Origin of the sequence: Sorangium sp. So ce385, assembly GCF_051474135.1 — a bacterium.
Taxonomy (GTDB): Bacteria; Myxococcota_A; Polyangia; order Polyangiales; family Polyangiaceae; genus Sorangium; species Sorangium cellulosum_D.
Map to the genome: position 1 here is coordinate 5,969,777 of NZ_CP150337.1, position 20,384 is coordinate 5,990,160.

The following is a 20,384-nucleotide window of genomic DNA, read 5'->3' on the forward strand; positions in this document are numbered from 1 at the left end:
GCGCGAGACCGGAGAGGGCGCGGAGGGGGACGGAGGCTCGAGGGCCTCCGCGGCTTCCGCGCCTCCTCTCGTGGGTCTCCTCGCGAGGCGCCGAGGCTCAGGCGCTGGCGACCGGCGCGGCGTCGTTCGCCGGCTCGGGGGCGGGCAGCGCGCCGCCGTCCGCGGCGGACGCCTCGTCGGCCGGCGCCTTCGCCGGCGCCTCGGCGGCCGCGCCGCTCGCGGCCGCTGCGGCCTTCTCGGCGTTCCGCGGGCGGCCGCGCGGCTTCTGCAGGAGCGACGGGGCCAGGTCGCCGTCGCCGCCCTCGTGCCAGCGCAGGTAGGCGACGGCGCGGCGGCACTCCTCGTAGGCCTTGGCGACCAGCGAGATCGCGCGGGCGCGGCGATCGCTCGCGTCGGTGATCTTCGGCGCGGCGGACGAGCCCTTGCCGGGCTTCGCGGCGAGCGCGGCGAGGAGGCGCACGCCGAGATCCGCGGCGCGCTCGAGCTCCTCGTCCTCGACCGCCGTCTTCGCGCGGACCTTGTCCCAGGAGCCGCGGAACAGCTCGGCCAGGGCGATGAGATCGCTCGCGAGATCCGTGTGGCCCTTGCCCTTGCGGATGTCGGCGACGCGCTGCTTGTCGAGCAGGTTCCGGTAGGCGAGCGCCTCGGCGGCGACGAGGAGCCCCTCGCGCAGCGTGCCGGCGTCGTCGGCGAGCTTCTTCGCGTCGAGCTCGCTCGCGGGCGTGCTGTAGAGCAGGTCGGCGTACCACGCCGCGAGGGCGTAGTCCTCGAGCTCGTCCAGCATCTCGATCGGGTGGTTCGGGAGATCGCGGACGATCTCGTCGCGGAGCTCGCGCAGGTGGGGCAGGGCGGAGAGCACGGAGCTCACGGCCCTGGGGACCTCGACGTAGACGGTCACGAGGTCCTCGGGGCCGAGCTCGATGAGCTTCGGCTCAACGCGGCCGTACGCCGCGAGCGCGGCGGCAGGCGAGGACGGGAGAACGGGAGCAGGTGCTGCTTTCGGGGGTCGCGCCATACAGATGTCTCCAGCGGAGGGCGCGCACACTGCCAGACGGAAGCGCGAAGGGAAAGGGGGGCGTGCGATGACGCGACGTCCATCTCGCCCTCGCCCCTCGCCGCCGCCGCGCTTCCGCATGGCGGGCCGCCAAGTCAAGCCTGGAGATCGCGAGGGCAGCACATTCCGGCGATGCAATGGGTTTTCTCGCGATCCGTCGCGGCGGCCCGCCGGCGCGCACCCCTTTCGGACGCGCCCCGCGCGGGCGCGCGATCTCCGCCGGACGGCGGCCTGTCCAGAACAGGCTCGGCAGGGCGCCGCGCTCTGGTAGATTGCCGCCCGAGGAATCGAGACATCATGTACGCGATTGCGATCATCCGTTACCGGCGCCCGCTCGACGAGGTGCTGAAGGTCGTCGACGACCACCGCGCTTATCTCAAGAGGCTCATCGATCAAGGGCTGGTGCTCGCGTCAGGGCCGCTCGATCCGCGCTACGGCGGAGCGATCCTGCTCCGGGTGCCGGACGACGCGGCCGGGGCGACGCTGGATCAGATCCGGGACGGCGATCCCTTCACGCAGAAGGGGATTGCGCAGTACGAGCTCCTGCCGTGGGCGCCGGTGTTCGGGAAAGAGGAGCTCGATCGGGTCTTCGCCCCGAAGGCCTGAGGGCGGCGTCGCGCCGCGGCCCGCGCGCTACGGCGCTCCGAACGCCAGCACGCCCGCGTCGTCGGTCGTGTGGGCGCTGCCCGGCGTGACGCGGATCACGAGCTCCGCCCCTTGCGGCACGACGGCCACGTCGTAGCCGGCCCTCGGCGAGAGGCCGGTGATCACGTGCCTGCGCGTCGCGGCGGGCACCCGATAGGACACCGGCCCCGGGCTCGCTTGCAGGTCCGAGCGGAAGAGGACGGCCCGGCCCGCCACGAGGGCGCCCTCGACGCCGGAGCCCTGAGCGCCCTCGATCCGCACGGCCGCGTCCATCGCCGCGCCTGCGTCCGCGCCTTGCAGCACGTGGAGGAAGCGGACGTCCGCGGGGCCGGCCGGGTCCTCCACGACGAGGCGGTGGGTCGTCGGCTCCATCTCCGCCGCGTCGTCGACGTCCTCGACCGGCACGGCCGTCATGCGGGCGCTGCGGGGCAGGAGGCTCTGCACGAACAGCGCCTGCCCCCTCGGGGTCACGGTGGTGGCCGTCCGGCCCGAGATCTGCGGCGCCGCGGTCGTCATCAGGTTGAACCGCTTGAACCGGCCGGCGGTGCGCGAGGCCGCGCGGTCGTAGACCACCACGTGATCGGGCTCCAGCCAGACGACCGACCGGCTCGCGTGGACGATGTCGCGGGCGGCGTCCGAGGGGACCCAGGCGTTCGGGCGGGTGTTGTAGAGGTCTGTCGCGACGCCCTCGGCGAACACGTAGCCTGCGCCCCGGCTCATGCGCGCGATCGGGTCGCCGGCGGCGCGCCCTTCGCGCCACTGGCCGCCTCGCGGGGCGAGCTCCTTCTCGAACCAGCGCAGCCGCGACGGCTGGTCGTTCTGCAGCGAGAGGGTGTTGTGATAGTCGGCCGTGGTCCCGATGAGGTTGCTGGAGTAACTCGTGTGCTCCTTGGTCAACCACTCTCCCTTCCGGTAGAGCTCGATCTGATTGCAGTCGCCGAGCTGGTGGTTGATGGTGACCCAGCCGCACCGCCACGTGAACCACGTCGCGCTCTTGGTCCAGTCCGAGCGCGCGAGGACGGCGCCGCGGCCCGGCGCCCGCTCGAAGAAGACGGTGGGCATCGCCGGGCGAGGATCCGGCGGGAGCGGCGCCGCCGGGTCGAAGAGCAAGAAGCTCAGGATGGCCCGGCTCGGGACGGGCGAGCCCCAGACCTTGGACGTGCGCGCGTAGAGCGAGGGCGCGCCGCCCTCGAACGCGTTGGCCACGATCCAGCGCGACTTCTGCAAGCGCGCCGTGTTGCCGGTGAGGAGGTCGTAGACGCCCAGCGAGCCGAACACCTCGGCGAAGCGCGGCTCGACCCGGACGCGCAAGGTGTCGCCGTAGTTCGCCGCCTCGTAGACCGGCCCGAGGTCGGGCATCGACGGGTAGGTGACCGGGCCCGGCGAGATCGAGTGCAGGAACCCGTCCGAGAACCGGTCCCAGTACCCGCTGCGCAAGAGGCCGATCTGCGGGCCTGACAGGGCGCGGGCGCCGTAGCCGGCGGTGTGGAGCGCGAGGAGCGCTTGGTGGAGGCACGCCAGCCCCCCGCCGTAGAGGAAGCCCTCGACGGGCAGGCCGCCGCTGGCCACGCCGAGGCCGTCGGGCGAGACGCCGAGGTGCTTGGCGGCGATCTCGGGGGCCTCGAAGACGGCGAAGGCCTGATAGAGCCAGGCGCCGGTCGCGTCCGCGCGGTAGCTGCGCAGCGTGTTGCCGAGCGCCTCCGGCGGGGTGTTCGGATCGAGCGGGCGGTCGTCCGCCTCGTCCATCGCGAGCGACATCAGCGTGACCTGGCGCAGGTGGCCGAGATAGAAGTTGTTCGCCGCCCACCGGAGCTGGAGCGAATCGCGGAGCAGCGCCGGATCGTTCATGACCCCGACCGGGTGGGGGTGCTCGTTGCCCGCCGTGGCGGCGTGAAGGTTGTCGTCAGCCCACCTGAGAAAAACCTGCCGTATTTTGGCCTTGTCCCCGGCGGAGAGCACGGGGCGGCCGCTCGCGTCGATCGCGCCGTAGATCCAGTCCACCGTCAGCGGGAACCCATCACCCCACCAGCGCGAGCGGTCGCCGGTCGCGAACCCCGGGTCGCGGAAGGGCTGGCCGTCGGCGCGCCCCTTGCTCGCCTCCTCGATGGCGTACATCAGCAGGTTGCGCGCCCTGACGGCGTGGACCGGGCGGGCCGCGACGTCCGGATCGATGAGCGACATGAAGGCGAAGAACTCGGCGTATGCCTCGGTCGGATACTGCACGTAGGCGTTGGTGCCGCCGTCCGGCCACGCCGGGTTCGGCCGGCCATTCGGGTAGAAGCGGCCGTCGTACGCTGCGATGGCGCCCTGGAGCGCGGGCAGCAGGGCCTCCTTGTACATGCGGTTGCGGCTGTCGGCCGCCCACCCGCGCAGCCTGGGGAGGTGGTCTTTCGTGAGCCAGAGTCGCGGGTGACCTGCGGTGGGCGCCGCGTCGGCGCGCGCCGCCGCGCCGACAAGGCCCAGAGAGAGCACCGCGGCGGTGAGGATGTGGTGAATCGGTCGCATGCGATCCTCGGTGTTGCTCGGCGCGAACAGCCGCGCCGGCCAGCGTCGATCGACGCCGAGCAGCACGCGTCATGCCGGGTACAAGCGTGCGCGCCCCGCGTCACCCCGCAAGCGCCGAGCGTTCCTGCCGAACGGCGCCCGGCGCCGAAGCGCGCACCCGCGAAACATTCAAGAAACATTGCCGAAACATCGCAACCGCCGCAACCGGCGCAACCGACGAGACCAGCGCGACCAACGCGACCAACGACCCGCGAGGCCGCCGCGCCGCCCGTCTCCGGGCGCAGGCCCGGTCCAGAAAGGACGAGGTGACGCGAATCTGTCGCACATGGGCGCGGATCTGCCGCTACACTACGAGAAGATGGGAGCCCTCCGCAGTATGCTCGCGCCAGACTTCTCCCCGTTCCTCGGCGATCCACGGATCGTCGGCGAGGGCAATCTCGTGAAAGGCACCCTGATCGGCTCGCGCGCCCAGGCGCTGCGGCAGAGCTATGGCGAGCGGTTCGTGGTGGATCTCGGCCGCCAGCTGTCGCCGCAGGCGGCCCGCTATCTCAGCGATCCGCCGATCCCGTCGACCTGGAACGAGATGGCGCCGCTCATCGAGATCGACTGCGCGCTCATCCACGGCGTCTTCGCCGGCAGGATGGAGAAGATGCGCCACTTCGGCGCGGACGTCGCCCGGAACGATCTGACGACGATCTACAAGACGATGGCGCTGGGGAGCTCGCCGTCGATGCTCTTCAAGCGCTTCGGCCTCGTGTACAGGACTTACTTCAAGTACGGCGACTTCAGCGTGCGGGTCGTCAGCGACGTCGCGGGGACGGTCACGCTCTCGGGCGGCGGCCTGCCGCTCTACCTGTGCAGTCAGGGCATCTCCGGCTGGATCGAGGCGGGCCTTACGCTCGCGGGCAGCCGGCGCATCGCGGTCGAGCACACGACCTGCAGGCACCGCGGGGCGCCGCGGTGCACCTGGTCGATCTCGTGGGGGTGAGCGGCGAGGGAGGGGCCTGCGCGGTCCCGCCCGAGCCCGGCGCAGCGCGACGTCCCAAGCGTCAGGCGGCGGCCCGCCCGCCTTCTTCGAACGCCGCCCGCGCGAGCAGCCGGCGCAGCGCCTCCGCGCTCTCCTCCCAGGACGGGGGCGCCGCCTCCGCGAACGCGCCGTCGTCCCAGGTCCGCGCGAGCGCGTCGCGCAGCGCGCGGCCGAGCGCTCCGGCGTCGCGCGGCGCGACGAGCAACCCGGTGCGCCCCGGCGTCACCACGTCCGGAATGCCCCCCACGCGCGTCGCCACCACGGGCCGCGCCGCGGAGAGCGCCTCGAGCACCACGTTCGGAGTGCCCTCCGCCCAGCTCGGGAGCGCCAGCAGATCCGTCGCCGCGAGGTGGCGGGCAACCTGGGCGAGCGGCCTCGCCCCGACCGCGATGATCCTGCCACGCTCGCCCCGCAGCTCGGCCGACCCGCGATCGCGCCGCAGCGCCGCCTGCTCGACCGCCGCCCACTCCGGGCCGTCGCCGACGACCACGAGGTGGATCGGCTCGCCGCCGTCCCGGTCGATCGTCTCGAACGCGCGCAGCAGCTCGTGAATGCCCTTCTCCCGGCTGACGTTCCCGACGAACGTCACGACGCGCCCGCGCTCCGGGAGCCCGAGCTCGCGCCGGGCGGCGCGCCGGTCCGCCGGGCGGAAGAGCGCGCGGTCGACCCCGTTGCGGACGAGGACCGCGCGATCCCGCGGGGCGCCGAGCGCCGCGAGCGCCTCCACCATCGGACGGCTCACGCCGATGGCGTACGCGGCCGACCGGAGCGCGCCGCCGACGAGCGGGCGCACCGAGCGCCAGCGGGCAACGACGTTCACGTCCGTGCCGTGGGCCTTCACCGCATAGGGGAGGCCGAGCATCCGGGCGAGCAGTGCCGCCGCGCAGGCGTCGGGGTACAGCCACGCCCCGAGCACGACGTCGAACCGCCCGCGCAGCCGCGGGACGTACGGCAGGAGCCCCGCCAGGTAGAGCGGCGCGTTCACCGGCGCCAGCACGCGGCCCGCCCCCGGCAGGTACGGCGCGCGCGGGTGCACCACCGGCACGCCGTCGATCTCGTCGCGCTCGGGCACCGCCGTCAGGCGGCCCGGCCGCGTGCGCCCGCCCAGGAGCGATACGCCCGGGTGGTACGGGATCGCGGCCAGCACCTCCACCTCGCAGCGCCGCGACAGCGCCGCGAGCTGCTGCCGCTGGAACGCGCACGACAGCGGCTCAACCCGGTTCGGAAAGATGCGCGTCACCCAGAGAACGCGCAGCGGCCTCGACAAGCCTTCCTCCTCCATGCCCGCGCCCACGCCAGATTTCATGATGTAATTCATGTTACAAGCTGTCCTTCCGCCCCAGCGGGGCAGGGGCGGACTCGAGGTACGTCCCGCCCTGCCTGCGCACGTCCACGCCGCGAGAGCGCGCGGTGCCAGCCCCCGAGGAGCGCTCAGGTCGCCGCCGCGCGCCACGCGCGCCACGCGCGCCGCATGCCGGGGTCAAATTTGTAATGTTGCAAACATCAGCGAACGTGGGACGCTCCGGGCGCCGGGCGCGCTGCCGGGGAGGGGAGAGCGGCCGATTCGGGTCGCTCCCGCCGCGCGGCGTGCCGCTCGACAGCAAGGGGGCGCGTGTTCTCGTTCGTCTTGCCGATGTGGGAGTCCGACGTGACGGCGCAGGCGGCGGTGGAGCAGAGCGTGGCGTCGAACGTCGGGGACGTCGGCTCCGGCGCGCTGATGGCCGGCGTCGGGGGCTCGGTCGAGGGCTCGCTGCGCGGGGAGAGCTCGCGCTACGGGTTCAGCGTCGACGGGAGCTACGGGCGGGTCCTTCAGATCTCGCTCGACGCGGCGCGATCCGCGCCGTCCGACAGCGTCTCGGCGCGCCTCGGCGGGGGAGCGGGCTGGACGCTCTCGCCGCGCGCGGACCTCTCGATGGTGGCGGCCGGCTACCTGGCGACCCGCCTCGGCGTTCGCGCCGCCGACGCGCTCGCCGCGCGCGATCCGTTCCTGTACGGCAATCGCCTGCAATACACGCTCTCCGGGGGACCGGCCCTGTCGATCACGACGTCGCGGCGATCCGCGGCGCGCGTCGAGCTCGGGTACGAGCAGGCCGGCGCGCTGTCGGCCGATGACCCGGCCGGCGTCGGGATCGACGCGCACACGGGGCGGGCCCAGGTGAGCACGTCGATCGACCTCGGCGCGCTGGACACGCTGACCCCCGAGCTCCGGTACGAGATCACCCAGTATCATCACGCGCTGCTCGACACCGAGCTCACGCGCGGCGAAGCCCGCGTCCACGCAGGCGCGGCGCTCCTGTCCGCGACTCACGAGCTCACGCGCAACGCCTCGGCGCGCGCCTCGGGCGGCGTGACCGTCGCGAGCCCGCCGCCCGTGCTGTCGTCGCGCGACGCGGTGATCGCGCCGACGGCGCGGGTCGGCCTCACCTACGTGCAGGAGCGCTACCGGCTGACAGCGGGGTACGCGTACGCGTATACGTCGCTCGGGCCGAGGATCGGATTCGGGCACGAGCACGAGGCGTCCCTCGAAGCGAGCTTTCGGCCCGCGCGGGGCGGCGCGACCCGCGATCTCCTCGTGACCGGCGTCGCCCGCTTCTCGACCGGCAGCGCCCCCGTCGCCGCGAATCCGCCGCTCCACCTCGCCCCCGGCGCGCCGGCGCCCTCCAGGGAAGGATCGCTGTCCACGACCACGGCGCTCGCGGGCGCGGAGATCGCCTATCCCCTGGCGCGCGGGATCGCGCTGCGCGGCGGCGTCGACCTGGAGTTCGTGCGCGCCGCGCTCGACCCGGCGCCGAGCGCAGGCGAGGTCGGCGGCTCGCTGAGGAGCATCGTGATGGCCGGGATCTCGGGGACGCTGTCGACGGATCGCCACCGGACCGTGCGCCGCGATCCCGACAGCGCATGGGACGACGAGCGCCGCGCCGCGATGATCCAGGGAATGCCTTCCGGCCGCTGGCGACCGCCCGAGCCGGGCCGCGAGCGCGACGACCGCAGCGCCGACGCCGGCGAGACCGCCGCCGTCGGCGAGACGCCGCGGGAGACGCCGTCCGCGCGCGCCCGTGACGTCGGCGCGCGATAAGCCGCGCCGACACGACGCACCTGTTCGATACCAACGGACAACGCGCGCTCCCGGCCGGAGCGACGCGCTCGCCGCGCCGCGGATCCGCAAAGCTCCCTGAGCGCGCGCCCTGGCGACGACGTACCCAGTCCGTCGACAGCGTTCTCTCGCCGCGACTCCCCTCGTCACCGCACATCCCCGGCGCAACCGCCCGCGATGTCGTCGATTGCGCCGCGCCCGGCTTCGCGCGCCGCGGCTCAGTCCGCCGTCGATGGACGAGATTCGTCGGAGGCATCTGGCGATCTGCCCCGGTCTGCTCTAATGTGGGTTCAACTACAACCGTGTGTGCCCCGCCGGAGGCGATGCGCCGTGGCGCGCGATCGCCCGGGGCGCTGGGCTAGACGAGTGGAGGGACGATGCTGGAGCTGTTCCGGTCGCCGCGCCGGGCCATGGTGTGGTTTGTCGAGGCCAGCCTGCTCTCGCTCCTGGTGTGTTGCGCGCCGGGCGTGCTCGTGGGCTGGGAGCACGCGCTCGACGGAGAGCGCTTCGGGCAGACGCTGAGCATCTCGCTGGTCGCGCTGGCGTCGCTCTACTATCACGGCCTGTACGGGCCCGAGCCGCCCAGGGCGCGCGCGCTGTTCCTGACGATGTTCCGGGCGCTCGGCATGGCGGCGGCGGTGCTGTGGCTCGCGTTCTGGCTCGTGCCGGACGCCGAGCTCGGCGACCGGGTGCTCCTGACGTCGCTCGGGGCGGCGGCGATCGTGCTCCCGGCGTGGCGCGCGGCGTGCAATCGGGTGCTGAGCAGCGAGAGCTTCTCCACGCTGGCGGTCGTGCTGGGGTCGGGCGAGCTCGCCCGCACGTGCGCGTCGCTCATCCGGAAGGACGGAGACGTCCTCGGGCTGCGCCTCGCCGGCCGGCTCGTCAGGGACGAAGAGCCGATCGACGATCCCGAGATCGCAGGCAGGACCCGGGATCTCCGGCGCCTCGTCGAGCAGCGCGGCGTCGCGGTGGTGATCGTGGCGATCCCCGATCGGCGCGCCGCCTTTCCGCTGGAGGAGCTGCTCGATCTGAAGTTCCGCGGCGTCCAGATCGAGGAGGGCATGGATTTCTACGAGCGCGTGACCGGCAAGATCTGCGTGCGCGAGCTGAAGCCGAGCCAGATCATCTTCTCTCACGGCTTCCGCGTGCGGCGGCGGACGCTGGTCGCGAAGCGGCTCTTCGACGTCGTGTGCGCGAGCGCCGGGCTCGTGCTCGCATTGCCGCTGATGGCGCTCACGGCCGTCGCGGTGAAGCTCGACTCCAGGGGACCGGCGCTCTATTCGCAGATCCGGACAGGCGCCCTCGGGAAGCCGTTCCGGATCCACAAATTCCGGTCGATGCGGACCGACGCCGAGAAGAACGGGGCCGCGTGGGCCATCGAGAACGATCCGCGCGTGACCCGCGTCGGGCGGTTCATCCGGAAGACGCGGCTCGACGAGCTGCCGCAGCTCTGGAACGTGCTCGTCGGCGAGATGAGCATGGTGGGGCCGCGGCCCGAGCGCCCCGAGTTCATCGAGGCGCTGGAGAAGCAGATCCCCTTCTTCCGGCAGCGGCTCTGCGTGAAGCCGGGCGTGACGGGGCACGCGCAGGTGCGCTGCCGTTACGGCGCGTCCGCCGAGGACGCGCTGGAGAAGCTCCAGTACGATCTCTATTACATGAAGAGCTTCTCGCTCTGGTTCGATATCTCCATCCTCATCGACACCGTGAAGGTCGTGCTCTGGCGCATCGGCGCACGGTGAATGCTCCGGCTGCCGACGCGTGCAATGGCTGCGCTCTTTAACGACGAGCCCGGTGGCGCGGCCTCTGCAGAGAACGCCCGAGGGATCGGCGAGCGTCGGTCTCCGGGGGGATCAGCGATGAAGACGCGGATGAAGGCGGGCATCGTGAGCTCGGTGTTTCTGCTCCTGGGCTGCGCGGAGCTCGACCGGGCGCCGGACGAGCGCGTCGCCGCCGCGCAGAGCAGCGTGAACGGCCCCGCTTTCCGCTTCATCGAGGGTGGGCCCGTGCCCTACGTGCTCGGCTACACGCCCGAGACCGGCCAGATCCTCGGCGGCGCCCACCAGCTGCTCATCCCCACGACCGGCGGCCGCGAGGCGATCGACGGCGCCAACCTGCCCTCGCACCTGCACCCCGAGCTCCAGGGCGCCCGGCTCCGGCTCGACACGACGCTGCTGCAAGGCGAGGCGCAGTCGAGCGCGTTCCCCTCGAACTGGTGGCCCCAGCGGCAGAACGGCATCGCCGACCGCTGGAACTCGATGTTCAAGAACTACTCCGATCGGACCTCCGACCCGGACAACCTCTCGCCCGTCGAGAAATACGACGTTCTCTTCCACCCGGGACAGATGGAGTCGCTGGCGAGCATCGCCACGTGGAGCGCGGACGACCTCCGGAGGCCCCCGTACCTGCGCAACCCGCCCTACATCCAGCCGGCGGTGGTCGTGGCCGGTCCGGCGACGCGCTGGGAGCTGCAGCATCACGGGCTCTACCAGGGGATCTATCCGGAGTACTGGTGGGGGCACTGCAACGGGTGGTCGGCGTACGTCGCCGCCGAGGGCGCCGGGCCGCGCCGCGACGTCCGGGTGAAGCTCGTCGACTCCAAGGTGACCGAGTGCGCCGCGGCGGAGACCGGGTGCGTCCTGTTCCGCATGGCGGACATCGAGGCGCTCATGAGCGAGGTCTACTTCAGCGACGCGGTGACCTTCTCGGGGCGCCGCTGCGAGACGCGGGCGGATCGGACGGCGCGCGACATCTACGGCAGGCCGCTCGATCCCGCCTGCCGCGACCTCAACCCCGCCACGATGCACGTCGCCATGACCGGGCTGCTCGGGGTCGGCGCGAAGCCGCTCACCGGCGAGTCGACCCAGAAGCAGCGGCTCATGTTCATCGTCGACCACACCTGGGACGCGGAGGTGTGGAGCTTCCCCGTGAAGCAGTTCTCGATCGACACCATCGAGGAGATCGGCCCGCAAGACGCCGCGCGGCTCCTGTGCGGCGGCGCCTACATGGGCGCCGACTGCTACAACTACCGGATGAACCCGGCCGCGCGGCGCTTCGTCCGCGTGGCCGCGCGCTTCTGGATGATCTCCGATTCGGTCACCGGCGAGACGCTGCTCCTCCCGCCCGCCCAGCGCGACGTGCCGCTCTCCGTCTCGGAGCTGCACTACGTGCTCGAGCTCGACAGCGATCTCACGATCCTCGGGGGGGAGTGGATCAAGAACCCGTCGATCGTCAACGGGATCAACGGCAAGGAGCTCCACCCCGACTACGCGTGGATGCCGGTCCGGGCCCAGGGTACCGGCGAGGACAGCGACGATCTCGGGGGCAACGAGGACAACCCCTACGTCTCGTACGCGAAGGTCAAGGCGCTGCTCGCGCTCGCGCAGCGCGGCGGTTGAGCGGCGCGGCCGCCGCCCGCGCCGCGCTCAGAGCACCCGGGAGAGGTCGAGGATCTGCCGGCCGCCCTGCGGGGGCGTCACGAAGAGCTGAAGCGCGATCTCGAAGCGCGGCCCCTGGAAATAGCCGATCCGGATCCGGTGCTTGCCCGGCTCCAGCACCACCGCGCCCTGCGCGCTCTGCGGCTCGTGCCGGCCGTCGTTCTCGATCACCACCCGGTCGTCGATGAACAGCCTGGAGCCGTCGTCGGAGAGCAGCTCGAACTGGTGCGCTCCGCGGCGCGAGGTCACGAACTCTCCCTCGTACGAGATCTGGAACCACTCGTTGCGTCCGCCGGGCACGCCCGGGAAGCCGCTCTGCCAGGACCGCGGCGAGATATCGAGCCGCGGCGTGTAGAGGACCGCGACCGGGCTCAGCGAGGCGGTATTCAGGAGGTGCGACGTGCCGTTCGGCACGAAGTACACGAGGCCGCGCAGCGCGTTCACCCCCGCGGTCTCGGGCCCGCCGAAGTCCGTCGCCTGGCCGACCACGACGACCCCCGGCGGCGCGGCGGGCACCGCGTCGATCGTGACCACCGCGCCACTCACGAGCACCGGCCCGGCCCGCGGCGGCTCCGCCTGCGTCGTCACCGCGCAGCGCCCGACGAGCACCGCGGCGCCCAGGGTGCCCACCACGGCGCACGCCGCCGCGGCCTTCACCGTGACGGACGTCGCCCTCCACCAGATAAGAAATCGATTCATCAAGCGCTCCGTGTCTCCGCGGCCGGTCCGGCCGCTCGGCGGCTATGCACGCGGAGATGATGCGATTTGTCAAGGGCAAGCGCCGCATTCGCGCCCGGGGAAATGACGTGTGACGACCTAGCCACGAGCGCGTCCAGGAGGTGGCGCTCCTGGAGACGGCGGTCGGGTAGATCCTTATGGCGCTCCACGGACGCGCTTTGCGCCGACGTTCGCTGGCTGTTGTCCCAGACGTGTACTAAGCGTCGGAGGCTTTGATGCGAAGCGACGGTGAGAGCCGCGATGCCACGACGGGGGCCCCGTCGCCCCGGCGAACCCAGTTGGCCGACAGCCTCATCGTCGCGCTCGGGGCGTCGGCGGGGGGCCTGGAGGCCTTCAGGGCCTTCCTCTCGGCGATGCCGCCCGACAGCGGGTTCGCCTTCGTGCTCGTGCACCTCGAGCCGCACAACGCGGGCGTGATGTCGCAGCTGCTCGCGGCCCACACGGGCATGCCCGTGCTGGAGGCGACGGACGGGCTGCCGATCCAGCCGAGCCACGTCTACGTCACCCCCTCGCACGCGACGGCGACGATCCAGGGCGGCGTCTTCCGGCTGAGCCGCCTCGCGGAGCCGCGCGGCCACCGCGCGGCGATGGACGTGCTGCTCCGGTCGCTCGCCGAAGAGGCGAAGCAGCGGGCGGCGGCGGTGGTGCTCTCCGGCTCGGGGCACGACGGCGTGAGCGGGCTCAAGGTCGTCCGAGAGCACGGCGGGCTCACGATCGCGCAGCACCCCGCGACCGCCGCTCACCCGGACATGCCGCGGCACGCGATCGACACCGGGCTCGTCAACTACGTGCTCGCCCTCCGCGACATCCCAGCCGCGCTGCTCGAGTACGCGCGGCGCCTGCCCGCAGAGGGGGATCGCGCGGACCTCGTCGAGGAGATCGCCGCGCGGCTGCCGGAGATCTGCGCGCTGCTCCTCGAGCGCACGGGGCACGACTTCCGCCAGTACAAGAGGACCACGCTGGTCCGGCGGGTGCAGCACCGGGCCCAGGTGCTGCGGGCGACCTCGATCGCCGACTACATGGCGCTGCTCCGGCGGGAGGCGGACGAGCCGACGCAGCTGGTCCGCGATCTCCTCATCGGCGTGACCGAGTTCTTCCGCGATCCGGAGACGTTCGAGGCGGTGCGGGAGGAGATCGTGCCGGCGCTCTTCGCGGAGCGCGAGGCGGACAGCCCGATCCGCGTCTGGGTGCCGGGCTGCGCCACCGGCGAGGAGGTCTACACGATCGCGATGCTCCTCATGGAGCACGTCGAGCAGCTGCCCGCGGCCCCGCGCGTGCAGATCTTCGGCACCGACGTGGACGACCAGGCCATCGAGATCGCCCGGCAGGGGCGCTACCCGAGGGAGGCGACGCAGCTCATCGCGTCGGGCCGGCTCGCGCGCTTCCTCGTCGCCGAGGAGGGCGGCACCTGCTCGATCGCCAAAGCGATCCGCGACGTCTGCGTCTTCTCCCGGCACGATCTCACGAGGGATCCGCCGTTCTCGCGGCTCGATCTGATCTCGTGCCGCAACGTCCTCATCTACCTCGAGGGCGAGCTCCAGCGGCGGGTGCTCGGGGTCTTCCACTACGCGCTCGTCGAGGGCGGCTACCTGCTCCTCGGCCCCTCGGAGAGCGTGTCGCAGCGGAGCGACCTGTTCCGCCCGATCGACGGCAAGCGGCGGATCTTCCAGAAGAAGCGCGCCGTCGGGCACGCGCTGCCGCGGCTCCCGCTCGCCGAGCGGACCGCGGCGGACGGGCGCGCGGGCGAGCTCGCGCGCCGCGGCGCCTGGTCGCCCGAGCAGAGCATCGAGCGCACCATCGAGCGGTGCCTCCTCGAGCGCTACGGGCCGCCGTGCGTCGTCGTGAACGAGCAGGGCGACATCGTGTACCTGTCCGGCGAGACGGGGAAGTACCTCGCGCCGTCGACGGGGGCGCTCGACGTCAACGTCTCCAACATGGTGCTGCGGGCGCTGCGCCCCGAGGTGCGGTCGGCCGTGCACCGCGCCGTCAGGATGCGCGAGCAGGTGGTCCACGAGAACATCGCGGTCGAGACCATCGCGGGGACGCAGCGCCTCAACCTCGTCGTGCGGCCGCTCGGCGGCCTCGAGGACGACCTCGGCCTGTACGTCGTCCTGTTCGACGAGCTCCGGCCGGCGGCGCGGGGCGAGGCGCCGCCGCTCGGCCCGCGGCGGGAGAGCGGGTCGCTCGTCGACCAGCTCGAGCACGAGCTCAAGGCCACGCGGGAGCACCTCCAGACGACGATCGAGGAGCTCGAGACGTCGAACGAGGAGCTGAAGAGCTCGAACGAGGAGCTCCTCAGCATGAACGAGGAGCTCCAGAGCCTGAACGAGGAGTTCGAGACGCTGAACAGCGAGCTCAAGTCGAAGATCGAGGCCCTCGACGCGGCGAACGACGATCTCCAGAACCTCCTGCTCAGCACCCAGATCCCGACGGTGTTCCTCGACGACGAGCTCAGGATCCGGCGGTTCACGCCCGCGGCGACGGAGGTCTTCCGGCTGATCGAGGGCGACATCGGCCGATCCATCCTCGACATCGCGGCGCGCTTCGACGCCTCCTCGCTCGTGGCGGACGCGCGCGACGTCCTGCGGACGCTCGCGCCGAAGGAGCGGGAGGTGCAGCTCGAGGACGGCCGCTGCTGCTACATGCTGCGGGTGCTGCCGTACCGCACGCTGGCGAACGTCATCTCCGGCGTGGTCGTCACGCTCGTGAACGTGACGAGCGTCAAGGAGGCCGAGGAGCAGCGCGGCCGGCTCGCCGCGATCGTCGCGTCCGCCGAGCAGGCGATCCTCGGCGCGACGGTCGACGGCGCGATCACGAGCTGGAACGCGGCCGCGGAGCGGATGTTCGGCTACGGCGAGAAGGACGTGATCGGCCGCCCCGTGCACCTCATCATCGCGCCCGAGCGCGCCGACGAGCTGCGGGCCGTCCTCGATCGGGTGCTCGGCGGCGAGCGGGTGGAGCCGGTGGAGACGGTGGGGATCGCGCGCGGCGGCGATCGCGTCGATGTCTCTATCAGCGTCGCGCCCATCCACGACGCCGGCGGCGCGATCATCGGGGCCTCCGCGATGCTGACCGACATCACGCGGCGCAGGCGCGCGGAGGAGGCGCTCCGCGCGAGCGAGGAGGACTTCCGCACCATCTTCGAGAGCGCCGTGGTCGGCAAGGTCCAGTGCGATCCCGCCACGGGCCGCTTCGTGCGGGTGAACAGGAAGTTCGCCGGCATGCTCGGGCACGAGGCGACGGAGCTCCTCGGCAAGGCGCTCCTCGACGTCACGGCGCCGGAGGACGCGAGCGCCGTCGCCGAGCGGTACGAGCGGCTGCTGCGCGGCGAGATCAGCGACTTCGCGCTCGAGAACCGCTACGTGACGAGGGACGCGAGGCGGCTCTGGGCGAGCACCACGGTGACGGCGGTGCGGGACGCGGGCGGCCGCATCACCCGCACGATGGCCGTGGTGCAGGACATCACGCCGCGCAAGCAGGTCGAGGCGGAGCTCATCGCGGCGCGCGAGGCCGCGGAGCACGCGAACCGCACGAAGGATCAGTTCCTGGCCGTCCTGTCGCACGAGCTCAGGACCCCGCTCACGCCGGTGGTCACCGCCGCGTCGCGGCTGCTCCGCCGCGACGACCTGCCCGACGAGGTCCGCCGGGGCGTCGAGATGATCCAGCGCAACGCCGAGCTCGAGGCGCGCCTCATCGACGATCTCCTGGACCTGACGCGGGTGGTTCGCGGCAAGCTCGAGCTGGTCACGCACACGGTCGCGGCGCGCACGGTGCTGGAGCACGCGATGGAGATCTGCGCCGACGAGGTCGACGCGAAGAGCATCCGGCTGACGCTCGACGTCGCGCCGGGCGAGCACTGGGTCGCGGCGGACGTCGCCCGGCTGGAGCAGGTGGTCTGGAACCTCCTGAAGAACGCGGTGAAGTTCAGCTATCCCGGGTCGCAGATCGAGCTCTGCTGCTACGACGAGCGCGCGCAGGTGGTCATCGAGGTGCGGGATCAGGGGGTCGGCATCGAGCCCGAGGTCCTGCCGCGGATCTTCGACGCCTTCGAGCAGGGGAACGCGGACACGACGCGGCACTTCGGCGGGCTCGGCCTCGGGCTCGCGATCTCGCGGGCGATCGTGCAGCTGCACGGCGGCGCGATCACGGCGTCGAGCCCTGGGCGGGGGGCCGGGGCGACCTTCCGCGTCCTCCTGCCCGCCGCGAGGCCGCCCGCGGCCGCCGCGCCGGCGCAGGCAAAGGCCGCCGGGACGGCGGCGCCGAGGCGCGCGCTGCGCATCCTGCTCGTGGAGGACCACGAGGACACGGCGGAGATGATGAGCGAGCTGCTCACGCTGACCGGCCACACGGTGCGCATCGCCCGGAGCGTGCGCGCCGCGCTCGACCTGGTCGGGGCGGAGGCGTTCGATCTGCTCGTGAGCGACCTCGGGCTGCCCGACGGCAGCGGCACGGACCTGATCACGTCGATCCGGTCCGCCGGCCACGAGCTCAAGGCCATCGCGCTGAGCGGCTACGGCATGGAGGAGGATCGCCGCAAGACGATCCGCGCCGGCTTCCTGGAGCACCTCATCAAGCCGGTGAGCTTCCGCGACCTCGACGCGGCCATCCAGCGCGTGATGGCGCGGTGAGGGCACGCGGACGGCGCGGGCAGGGCCCGTGGCGCGATGAGGGCGGCGCGGCGAGGGCAGGGCCTGTAGCGCAGCGAGGGCACAACCTGCGACGGCGCGCGGCCAGACCGGCGCGCTGTCGAGCGGCCGCCGGAAAAGGCGGCCTGACGGCCGGGCGTCGAAGATTCCGAGCAGTGCTGGCGGGGTGGACGGGACTCGAACCCGCGGCCTCCGGCGTGACAGGCCGGCGTTATAACCAACTTAACTACCACCCCAGATGTCAGCGCTCCGATCGCCGTGCGGGCAGATGCCCGGCTCGCATGAGCCAAGCTTCCTCGCCGCCCCGCATCGATCGACACGGGACAACCGAGGGAGGCTCAGGGGAGCGGCGACTCGGAAATATAGAAGAAAGCTGGCGGGGTGGACGGGACTCGAACCCGCGGCCTCCGGCGTGACAGGCCGGCGTTATAACCAACTTAACTACCACCCCAGACTGACATCATCACAGCTCGCCCAGGCCCTTGACCCAGGAGTGGGCGGGACAGGGGTCGAACCTGCGACCATCGGCTTGTAAGGCCGACGCTCTGCCGCTGAGCTACCCGCCCCGTCGGAGAGGTGCGCGACTCTACTCGCCGAGCAGGTTCCGTCAAGATCTATTTTCGGACAGCCTCCGTCCCTGGCCGATCTGGCCGGGGTTTCCGCCTGGGGCTGCGCGTCGAGCGCGTGCCGTGCGCGTGGCGCGCTCTTCGCGCCGCACGCGCCACGCTCGCCGATGGCGGACGCCCTCTTCTGCGAGCCGCCCACGTCGCGCGCGGCGACGTCGCGATCGCACCGGACGGACCGGCGGACAGAGCCGTTGACCGAGCTCGCGCGACCGGCTCATCGCTACACTTCTAGCGTAAAATTCCTGGGTATCCGCGCTACGCTGTGCGTCAGCGGCGGTGGCCGCGACCACGTGTGGTTGGGAGGAGACAGCAACGTATGGCGGAGAAGATCGGCATCCTCGTCGGCTGGGAGCAGTCGTTCCCGCAGGCCTTTCTCGAGAGGTGCAACAAGGTGCCGGGCGTCCGGGCGGAGATCGCGAAGATCGGCGGGACGCCCGAGCGCTTCGAGAGCCCGTACCGGGTGCTCATCGACCGGATCAGCCAGGAGGTGAAGCACTACCGCTTCCACCTCAAGGCGGCGGCGCTCGGCGGGGCGTTCGTGATCAACGACCCGTTCTGGTGGAGCGCGGACGACAAGTTCTTTGGCTACTCGCTCGCGTCGCAGATCGGGATCGCGACGCCGCGCACCGTCATGCTGCCCCAGCGCGACTACATCCCGGCCATCGTCAAGGAGCGCAGCCTCCGCAACCTCGAGTACCCGCTCAACTGGGAGGCGATCATCGACTACGTGCGCTTCCCGGCCATCCTCAAGCCCGCGGACGGCGGCGGCTGGAAGGACGTGTCGGTGGTGCGGAGCCAGGAGGAGCTGCTCGCCGCCTACAACGCCTCCGGGCAGAACGTCATGACCCTGCAGGAGTTCATCGACTTCGACGACTACGTCCGCTGCATCTGCGTCGGCAAGGATCGCATCCTCCCGATCCAGTACGACCCCAAGGCGATCGGCCCCACCGGGCTCCGCGGCTGCTACGTGCAGCACGACGACGAGCGGTGGCTCCCGAAGGCGCTCCACGATCGCATCGTCGAGGACGCGATCAAGATCAACAGGGCGCTCGGGTACGACATGAACTCGGTCGAGTTCGCGATCCGGGACGGGGTGCCGTACGCGATCGACTTCACGAACCCGGCGCCCGACATGCACATCGAGCACCTGCGGGAGCGCTACTTCAACATCGCGGTCGACTGGATGGTCGCGTACGCCGTGGAGTGCGCGCGCGGCGACCGGCGGACGCGCGACGGCTACGCGTGGTCGAGGCTCGTGCGGCCTTCCGTGCAGAAGGTCCGGCTCGGGGCCTCGTCGTGACCGCGGCCCTGGGGCTGCTCGACGGCCAGTTCACGCTGGGCATCGAGGAGGAGTTCCAGATCGTCGACGCCGAGACGCGCGAGCTCCGGTCGTACGTGAGCCAGCTGCTCGAGGGGGGGCAGGGCCACAAGCTCCTGCGCGAGCGGGTCCGCCCGGAGATGCACCAGTCGGTCGTCGAGACGGGCACCGGCGTCTGCCGGGATATCCGGCAGGCGAGGGAAGAGCTGGCCGAGCTGCGCGGCAGCCTCAGGGCGCTCGCGCGGCAAGGCGGGATGCGCATCGTCGCGGCGGGGACGCACCCGTTCAGCGACTGGAAGAAGCAGGAGATCACCGACGGTGAGCGCTACCGGGGCATCGTGGAGGACCTGCAGGACGTCGCCCGGGCGAACCTCATCTTCGGGCTGCACGTGCACGTGGGCGTCAAGGACCGCGAGGTGGCGATGGCCCTGGCGAACCAGGTCCGCTACTTCCTCCCGCACATCCTCGCGCTGTCGACGAGCTCGCCGTTCTGGCTCGGCCGCTCCTCGGGCCTGAAGAGCACGCGCAGCGAGATCTTCAAGCGCTTCCCGCGCACCGGCATCCCGGGGCGCTTCGAGTCGTACGGCCACTTCCAGCGCTTCGTCGACCTGCTCGTGAAGACGGGCTGCATCGACAACGCGAAGAAGATCTGGTGGGACGTGCGCGCCCACCCGTTCTTCGACACGGTCGAGGTCCGGATCTGCGACATGACGACGCGCCTCGACGACACCGTGGCGCTGGCGGCGCTCATCCAGGCCGTCATGGGCAAGCTCTACCTGCTCTACCGGCGCAACCTCGGGTTCCGCGAGTACCGGCAGGAGCTCATCGAGGAGAACAAGTGGCGCGCCGTGCGCTACGGCATCGACGGGCAGCTCATCGACTTCGGCAAGCAGGAGCAGGTCCCCGTCCGCCTGCTCGTCGGCGAGCTGCTCGAGTTCGTCCAGGAGTCGGCGGAGATCTTCGGATCGCAGGGCGAGCTCGAGCGGATCCGGGCGATCCTCGACGAGGGGACGAGCGCCGATCGCCAGCTCGCGGTCTACGGCCGGACGCAGAGCTTCGAGGCCGTCGTCGACGACCTGATCGAGCAGTCGAGCCTCGGCCTGTAGGCCCCGGGCGCCGGGCGGCGGGGATCGCCCGCGGCGCGGGAGGGCGCCGTGAGGTGCTCTCGGTCCGGTCGCGGGGGCCTCGGGGCGGGCTCGCGCCTCGGGGCGGGCTCGCCGCGGCGCCGACCGCCGCCGCCGCGGCGCGCGACCGCCGCCGCGGCGGGCCTCCCGGCGAGAATTTCTGCTCGCGCGCC

The 20,384-nt window shown here is 71.9% G+C and carries 12 protein-coding genes and 3 tRNA genes; 8 read left to right on the plus strand and 7 right to left on the minus strand.

The features are described 5' to 3' along the window. Nucleotides 1-97: 97 nt before the first annotated feature. Nucleotides 98-1,015, minus strand: coding sequence for a hypothetical protein (locus WME83_RS21695; protein ID WP_437321197.1), 918 nt, complete (start codon nucleotides 1,013-1,015; stop codon nucleotides 98-100). A gap of 336 nt (nucleotides 1,016-1,351) precedes the next feature. On the opposite strand from WME83_RS21695, the gene WME83_RS21700 reads away from it, so the two are divergent. Beyond that, nucleotides 1,352-1,660: a YciI family protein gene (locus WME83_RS21700; protein WP_437321198.1), complete on the plus strand. Its 309-nt coding sequence runs from the start codon at nucleotides 1,352-1,354 to the stop codon at nucleotides 1,658-1,660. A 27-nt stretch (nucleotides 1,661-1,687) separates the two neighbouring features. On the opposite strand, the gene WME83_RS21705 is transcribed toward WME83_RS21700, so the two are convergent. Continuing rightward, nucleotides 1,688-4,204, minus strand: a complete 2,517-nt coding sequence (locus WME83_RS21705) for a hypothetical protein (RefSeq protein ID WP_437321199.1) — start codon at nucleotides 4,202-4,204, stop codon at nucleotides 1,688-1,690. A 376-nt stretch (nucleotides 4,205-4,580) separates the two neighbouring features. Here WME83_RS21705 and WME83_RS21710 point away from each other — a divergent pair, with 376 nt between their 5' ends. After that, nucleotides 4,581-5,192, plus strand: a complete 612-nt coding sequence (locus tag WME83_RS21710; protein ID WP_437321200.1) for a hypothetical protein — start codon at nucleotides 4,581-4,583, stop codon at nucleotides 5,190-5,192. 61 nt (nucleotides 5,193-5,253) lie between these two features. Here the strand turns inward: WME83_RS21710 and WME83_RS21715 are convergent, their stop codons facing one another. Further along, a complete protein-coding gene (locus WME83_RS21715) occupies nucleotides 5,254-6,537 on the minus strand; it encodes a glycosyltransferase family 4 protein (protein WP_437321201.1) in 1,284 nt (427 codons plus the stop codon). Nucleotides 6,538-6,843: 306 nt separating this feature from the next. Between WME83_RS21715 and WME83_RS21720 the strand changes: the two genes are divergently transcribed. The 3 genes from WME83_RS21720 (at nucleotide 6,844) to WME83_RS21730 (ending at nucleotide 11,720) form a co-directional block, all read left to right on the plus strand. Next, nucleotides 6,844-8,307 carry a hypothetical protein gene (locus WME83_RS21720; RefSeq protein WP_437321202.1) on the plus strand — a complete coding sequence of 488 codons (1,464 nt, stop codon included), beginning with the start codon at nucleotides 6,844-6,846 and terminating at the stop codon, nucleotides 8,305-8,307. A 395-nt stretch (nucleotides 8,308-8,702) separates the two neighbouring features. Next, nucleotides 8,703-10,064: a TIGR03013 family XrtA/PEP-CTERM system glycosyltransferase gene (locus tag WME83_RS21725; protein WP_437321203.1), complete on the plus strand. Its 1,362-nt coding sequence runs from the start codon at nucleotides 8,703-8,705 to the stop codon at nucleotides 10,062-10,064. Nucleotides 10,065-10,181: 117 nt separating this feature from the next. Further along, complete coding sequence (locus tag WME83_RS21730; RefSeq protein WP_437321204.1) at nucleotides 10,182-11,720, plus strand: hypothetical protein; 1,539 nt, start codon at nucleotides 10,182-10,184, stop codon at nucleotides 11,718-11,720. Nucleotides 11,721-11,747: 27 nt separating this feature from the next. On the opposite strand, the gene WME83_RS21735 is transcribed toward WME83_RS21730, so the two are convergent. Then, nucleotides 11,748-12,458 (minus strand): PA14 domain-containing protein, encoded by a 711-nt coding sequence (locus WME83_RS21735; protein ID WP_437321205.1) that lies wholly within the window; start codon nucleotides 12,456-12,458, stop codon nucleotides 11,748-11,750. 317 nt (nucleotides 12,459-12,775) lie between these two features. Here WME83_RS21735 and WME83_RS21740 point away from each other — a divergent pair, with 317 nt between their 5' ends. Beyond that, nucleotides 12,776-17,125: a PAS domain S-box protein gene (locus WME83_RS21740; RefSeq protein WP_437321206.1), complete on the plus strand. Its 4,350-nt coding sequence runs from the start codon at nucleotides 12,776-12,778 to the stop codon at nucleotides 17,123-17,125. Between the two features lie 177 nt (nucleotides 17,126-17,302). Here WME83_RS21740 and WME83_RS21745 read toward each other — a convergent pair. From WME83_RS21745 to WME83_RS21755, 3 genes are all read right to left on the minus strand, one after another. Then, a tRNA-Asp gene (locus WME83_RS21745) sits at nucleotides 17,303-17,379 on the minus strand. 138 nt (nucleotides 17,380-17,517) lie between these two features. Next, a tRNA-Asp gene (locus WME83_RS21750) sits at nucleotides 17,518-17,594 on the minus strand. Nucleotides 17,595-17,637: 43 nt separating this feature from the next. Beyond that, nucleotides 17,638-17,709: transfer RNA gene (locus tag WME83_RS21755), tRNA-Val, on the minus strand. A 376-nt stretch (nucleotides 17,710-18,085) separates the two neighbouring features. Here WME83_RS21755 and WME83_RS21760 point away from each other — a divergent pair. Together WME83_RS21760 and WME83_RS21765 are read left to right on the plus strand one after the other, a co-directional pair. Further along, nucleotides 18,086-19,069: an ATP-grasp domain-containing protein gene (locus tag WME83_RS21760; RefSeq protein WP_437321207.1), complete on the plus strand. Its 984-nt coding sequence runs from the start codon at nucleotides 18,086-18,088 to the stop codon at nucleotides 19,067-19,069. Continuing rightward, nucleotides 19,066-20,193 carry a carboxylate-amine ligase gene (locus tag WME83_RS21765; protein WP_437321208.1) on the plus strand — a complete coding sequence of 376 codons (1,128 nt, stop codon included), beginning with the start codon at nucleotides 19,066-19,068 and terminating at the stop codon, nucleotides 20,191-20,193. Before WME83_RS21760 ends, WME83_RS21765 begins: the two co-directional genes overlap by 4 nt. Nucleotides 20,194-20,384: the final 191 nt, after the last annotated feature.

What these genes read in the sequence shown, in the direction of transcription:
- WME83_RS21715 (WP_437321201.1), bottom strand. Translation starts at nt 6,537, where the DNA reads ATGAAATCTGGCGTGGGCGCGGGCATGGAGGAGGAAGGCTTGTCGAGG.
- WME83_RS21760 (WP_437321207.1), top strand. Translation starts at nt 18,086, where the DNA reads ATGGCGGAGAAGATCGGCATCCTCGTCGGCTGGGAGCAGTCGTTCCCG.
- WME83_RS21695 (WP_437321197.1), bottom strand. Translation starts at nt 1,015, where the DNA reads ATGGCGCGACCCCCGAAAGCAGCACCTGCTCCCGTTCTCCCGTCCTCG.
- WME83_RS21700 (WP_437321198.1), top strand. Translation starts at nt 1,352, where the DNA reads ATGTACGCGATTGCGATCATCCGTTACCGGCGCCCGCTCGACGAGGTG.
- WME83_RS21735 (WP_437321205.1), bottom strand. Translation starts at nt 12,458, where the DNA reads ATGAATCGATTTCTTATCTGGTGGAGGGCGACGTCCGTCACGGTGAAG.
- WME83_RS21725 (WP_437321203.1), top strand. Translation starts at nt 8,703, where the DNA reads ATGCTGGAGCTGTTCCGGTCGCCGCGCCGGGCCATGGTGTGGTTTGTC.
- WME83_RS21730 (WP_437321204.1), top strand. Translation starts at nt 10,182, where the DNA reads ATGAAGACGCGGATGAAGGCGGGCATCGTGAGCTCGGTGTTTCTGCTC.
- WME83_RS21705 (WP_437321199.1), bottom strand. Translation starts at nt 4,204, where the DNA reads ATGCGACCGATTCACCACATCCTCACCGCCGCGGTGCTCTCTCTGGGC.
- WME83_RS21710 (WP_437321200.1), top strand. Translation starts at nt 4,581, where the DNA reads ATGCTCGCGCCAGACTTCTCCCCGTTCCTCGGCGATCCACGGATCGTC.